Source organism: uncultured Tessaracoccus sp., from assembly GCF_947286155.1.
Taxonomy (GTDB): Bacteria; Actinomycetota; Actinomycetes; order Propionibacteriales; family Propionibacteriaceae; genus Arachnia.
The window spans coordinates 1-3,616 of the sequence record NZ_CAMYPD010000086.1; the positions used below are offsets into that span (position 1 = coordinate 1).

Sequence of the window (3,616 nt, forward strand, 5' to 3'; positions counted from 1 at the left end):
CGTCCAATCTCCGCCAAGCATGCTCAAGCTTCACGATTTTTGCAACAGAGCCCTCCCGGAAGCTCTGGGGGGAGTTTCGATGACTGAGCGGGTGGCCGAACAAGTGCGGCGACTGCTGCACGAGCAGCCGGAGCTTGAAGTCGTGTTCACCGATGCGCTCACCGCCGACAGTTACCTCCACAGTGGGCGCAGCGGCCGCCCAGTGCTGTTCCTGCACACGGCGCACCGCCAGCTCGTTGACGAGCTGCGCGGCCGCGGTGATGACCCCGGCCGACCGCACTAGTCCAATGGGCGGGAGGCGTTGCGCAGCTCGTCGACGACTTCGCGATGCTGTGGGTGTACGAACAGGATGAGGGCCTGGCCGTGCGTGCTCAGAAGATGACTGTCGACGGTGATTGCGTCCACGAATCGGATGTCGACGGCAGGATCTTCCAGGAGGGCGCGGCGAATTGCCGCGAGGGTGCGAGCGACGGTCATGGCCGTGTCGGCAGGCTAGTGGGCCGCGCCGAGTTCGACGAGGAGGACGCCGCCGATGATGAGGGCGATGCCGAGCGCCATGACCCAGGTGAAGGGCTCTTTGAACAGGAACTTGCTGGCCACTGCGGTGAGGGCGACGCCGGAGGCGGCCCAGATGCCGTAGGCAACACCGATGCCGAGCCCGAGGGCAAGGACTTGGGTGAGGAAGAAGAACGCGCCGAGGTAGCCCACGACGACGGCGATGTAGAACAGTTTCCGTCCGCCGGTTGCCAGGCGCAGGGAGAGCGCCGCGCCGACTTCGAGGACGATCGCGAGGATGAGGAAGAGCCAGACCATCAGATGCTCGCCTCCCTCTTGCGCTGCGCCGCTTGCGATCCGAGTTCGACGGTGAGAACACCGCCGATGATCAACGCCAGGCCGAGGATCATCACGCCGGTCAAGGGCTGTCCGAACAGAAGTGCCGCCAGCACCGCCGTCAGGGCGACGCCCATCGCGCCCCAGATCCCGTACGCAACCCCGAGGGCCATCCCCTCGCGTAGAACGAGCGCGAGAAGCGTGAACGCGCCGACGTAGCCGATCGCGACGAGGATGTACCAGGCGGGGTGGTCCTGGCCGGCTTGGAGGGCGAGGGAGCCGGCGACTTCACTGATGATCGCGCCGGCAAGCAGGAGCCATTTCTTCATAGTCAGTCCTTCACGAGGTTGTGGGCGAAGGCGCGGAGCTGCGCCAGGTCGCCGGGGGTAGGAGGGGAGACGTTGGCGGCTTCGGCAAGCCACCCGCCGTCGGCCAGGAGGCGGGCGGCGAGCAACCGGGTGCGTTCGTCCGGGGCGACGTCATCGGGCACGACGAGCCAGGGCGCGAGACGTTCGGCCCAGCGCTGCGTGAGCGAGCGGCGCAGCTTCGGATCACTCATCGCCACCAGGTCGGTTTCATCGAAACCCCCGGACAGTGACCAGTCGACATACGCGCCGATGCGCGCGGCCGGCGCCGCGCCCTCCGGCGACGACCCGAGGCGTGCGACCAGCGCCTCTTCCCAGCGGTCCAAAACGGAGTCCACCAGGGCGAGCATGAGGGCTTCCTTCGTGGGGAAGTGATACATCACCCCCGGCTTGGTCAGCCCCACACTTCGGGCCACGGAATCCAGAGACACCGCCCGCCCCTCGTCGAGCTGAGAGAAGGCGGCCGCCAGGATCGCGGGGCGAGGATCGGTGCGCATGAGTGTAGGTTACCATTCGGAAGGTAACCAGGCCATCCAGCAGATTGCCGGCGCATAGGTTCATCGCCGCGAGCCGAGTAGGCCGAAAACGATCGTTTTCGGGCAGCCGTGCCGGACGGCCCGCCGAGGCAGCGACACGCCGTTATCTGACCGACCGAAACCTATGACCGAAACCAACCCCGACCCGAAACCCGACCTATACCGTTTGCGGGCAGGCCGGTAAAATCAGGAGTACACCAGGAGGTGCAGCATTATGTCGCAACCATCATTTGACGTAGAGGCCCGCTGGCCCGAGCTGTTCGACCAGCTCGACGCTGACCAGCGCCGAGCCGTTGTGCGCTCGCTCGCGGCAGGCTGGCATGAGGGATGGGAGCCGAACCGCGAAGACGTGGCCGACCTCATCGACTACACGCGCGGCGCGCTGACGTTCGAGGACTACGAGGCGCGCACCGCCGCTAAGGCGGCGCGCATCGCCGGAGCGGCCGCTACGCTCTGATGCCGCACCAGTTCGATTCGTGGGAGTCATACTTTTACCCGGAGACGTACAACGCGCAGACCCGCAATGGCGTGCTGCGCAACATACCGGACATTCGAGACGCCGCAGCGCTGCGCACCTACGACTACCGCATGTCGTTTGCGCGCCGCATCGAGCTTGAGTTGCGCCCGGAGCTTGTGACTCGCACGTTCGACGGCGAGCACATGAAGCAGATTCACGGCCACCTCTTCGGCTCGACCTTTGAATGGGCTGGTCAGTACCGAACGGTGAACATGGCGAAGGGCGGCGGAGCCGCTTTCGCTGATGCTCACAACGGCGCGATAGACGCCTACTTAGACAACGTGCGCGTGATGGTCGAGCGCACCGATTGGGCGCAGCTCAGCCACGCCGAGTTCTCGGAGCGCGCCGCCGAAATCTTCGCCTGGACAAACCAGAGTCATCCGTTCAGAGAGGGCAACGGACGCACTACCAAGGTGTTCATGGAGCACGTTGCGGAGCGCTCACCGTACACGCTTGAGTTCGAGCGCGTGCCCGAGGAAGTTTGGAATATGGCATCGGCCGCGACGCGGCCGCCGCTGGGGGAGTACCTACCCAACCATGTTCCGATGGTGCCCGTGTTCGAGCACGCGGCCGTGCCGCGGTCGAACGTGCTGATGCACGAGGGCGGCCGCGTCACAGGCGACGCAGCGCCCGAGAAGCCGATGACGCTTGGAGAGCGCATCGAGCGCAAGGTGAACGAGCTGCGCGAGGCTCGGCCGAGCAAGCCGAAGCACGCAGCAGATCGCGGCCGGGATATGCCCGAGCTGGGCGACGGATCGAAGCCGAAGCCGCCCGAGCGTGGCCCGAGCTTAGGACGATAGCCGTGAGGCTCGGATATACCCGTGTCAGCACCCGCGAGCAGAATGCAGACTCGCAGATCGCCCGCCTCGAACAGGCAGGGTGCGAACGAATTTTCGTTGACGTTGGCTATTCAAGTCGCGTTGAGGATCGACCCGATTGGATCGAGTGCCGGAAGATTCAGCGCCCCGGTGATGAGCTGGTGATTCCCTCGCTCGACCGCGTGGCAGGCACTGACAGCATCGCTATCTCGGTTATCCGTGACCACGCAGCGCGTGGCGTGAAGCTGCGCAGCCTCGATGAACCGTGGATGGACATAGACCCGTCAACAGCGATGGGTGAAGCCATGCTCAAGATCATGGCGACGCTCGCGCAGCTTCGCGTCGATATGATCCGTGAGAACACCCGCAGAGGCGTCGAGCACGCGCGCTCCCAGGGTCGCGTCGGCGGCCGCCCGACCGTCATGACACCCGAGCGCATCGCAATGGCGAAGACCATGCGGGAGGCTGACCCGCCGATGAGCTACGAGCAAATCGCGGGCTCTGTTGCAAAGATTGGCGGCAGTCAGAGGTAGGCTGTCGCTCTGCGCC

8 protein-coding genes are annotated in these 3,616 nt (G+C 65.3%); 4 read left to right on the top strand and 4 right to left on the bottom strand.

The window, feature by feature from the left end:
* Positions 1 to 79: 79 nt before the first annotated feature.
* Positions 80 to 283 (top strand): hypothetical protein, encoded by a 204-nt coding sequence (locus Q0X68_RS13005; RefSeq protein ID WP_005053843.1) that lies wholly within the window; start codon positions 80 to 82, stop codon positions 281 to 283.
* Here Q0X68_RS13005 and Q0X68_RS13010 read toward each other — a convergent pair.
* Genes Q0X68_RS13010 through Q0X68_RS13025 form a run of 4 tightly spaced genes read right to left on the bottom strand, consistent with a single transcriptional unit; the run spans position 280 to position 1,693 of the window.
* Entirely contained in the window at positions 280 to 477 is a 198-nt protein-coding gene (locus Q0X68_RS13010) for a hypothetical protein (RefSeq protein ID WP_005053846.1), read from the bottom strand. The two genes, Q0X68_RS13005 and Q0X68_RS13010, sit on opposite strands and share 4 nt — an antisense overlap.
* 15 nt (positions 478 to 492) lie before the next feature.
* Positions 493 to 813 carry a multidrug efflux SMR transporter gene (locus tag Q0X68_RS13015; protein WP_019160223.1) on the bottom strand — a complete coding sequence of 107 codons (321 nt, stop codon included), beginning with the start codon at positions 811 to 813 and terminating at the stop codon, positions 493 to 495.
* A complete protein-coding gene (locus tag Q0X68_RS13020) occupies positions 813 to 1,160 on the bottom strand; it encodes a multidrug efflux SMR transporter (protein ID WP_005053852.1) in 348 nt (115 codons plus the stop codon). Before Q0X68_RS13020 ends, Q0X68_RS13015 begins: the two co-directional genes overlap by 1 nt.
* A gap of 2 nt (positions 1,161 to 1,162) precedes the next feature.
* Positions 1,163 to 1,693 carry a TetR/AcrR family transcriptional regulator gene (locus tag Q0X68_RS13025; RefSeq protein WP_019174037.1) on the bottom strand — a complete coding sequence of 177 codons (531 nt, stop codon included), beginning with the start codon at positions 1,691 to 1,693 and terminating at the stop codon, positions 1,163 to 1,165.
* Between the two features lie 253 nt (positions 1,694 to 1,946).
* Between Q0X68_RS13025 and Q0X68_RS13030 the strand changes: the two genes are divergently transcribed.
* From Q0X68_RS13030 to Q0X68_RS13040, 3 genes are read left to right on the top strand one after another with little or no spacing between them, the layout of a single operon-like run.
* Complete coding sequence (locus Q0X68_RS13030) at positions 1,947 to 2,189, top strand: antitoxin VbhA family protein (protein ID WP_019174038.1); 243 nt, start codon at positions 1,947 to 1,949, stop codon at positions 2,187 to 2,189.
* The gene (locus tag Q0X68_RS13035) at positions 2,189 to 3,049 is read left to right on the top strand and encodes a Fic family protein (protein WP_070424185.1); all 861 of its coding nucleotides are present in this window, start codon (positions 2,189 to 2,191) and stop codon (positions 3,047 to 3,049) included. The genes Q0X68_RS13030 and Q0X68_RS13035 overlap by 1 nt, the downstream gene beginning before the upstream one ends.
* Before the next feature lie 2 nt (positions 3,050 to 3,051).
* Entirely contained in the window at positions 3,052 to 3,600 is a 549-nt protein-coding gene (locus tag Q0X68_RS13040; protein ID WP_070758718.1) for a recombinase family protein, read from the top strand.
* Positions 3,601 to 3,616 lie beyond the last annotated feature (16 nt).

What these genes read in the sequence shown, in the direction of transcription:
- Q0X68_RS13010 (WP_005053846.1), bottom strand. Translation starts at nt 477, where the DNA reads ATGACCGTCGCTCGCACCCTCGCGGCAATTCGCCGCGCCCTCCTGGAA.
- Q0X68_RS13035 (WP_070424185.1), top strand. Translation starts at nt 2,189, where the DNA reads ATGCCGCACCAGTTCGATTCGTGGGAGTCATACTTTTACCCGGAGACG.
- Q0X68_RS13025 (WP_019174037.1), bottom strand. Translation starts at nt 1,693, where the DNA reads ATGCGCACCGATCCTCGCCCCGCGATCCTGGCGGCCGCCTTCTCTCAG.
- Q0X68_RS13030 (WP_019174038.1), top strand. Translation starts at nt 1,947, where the DNA reads ATGTCGCAACCATCATTTGACGTAGAGGCCCGCTGGCCCGAGCTGTTC.
- Q0X68_RS13020 (WP_005053852.1), bottom strand. Translation starts at nt 1,160, where the DNA reads ATGAAGAAATGGCTCCTGCTTGCCGGCGCGATCATCAGTGAAGTCGCC.
- Q0X68_RS13015 (WP_019160223.1), bottom strand. Translation starts at nt 813, where the DNA reads ATGGTCTGGCTCTTCCTCATCCTCGCGATCGTCCTCGAAGTCGGCGCG.
- Q0X68_RS13005 (WP_005053843.1), top strand. Translation starts at nt 80, where the DNA reads ATGACTGAGCGGGTGGCCGAACAAGTGCGGCGACTGCTGCACGAGCAG.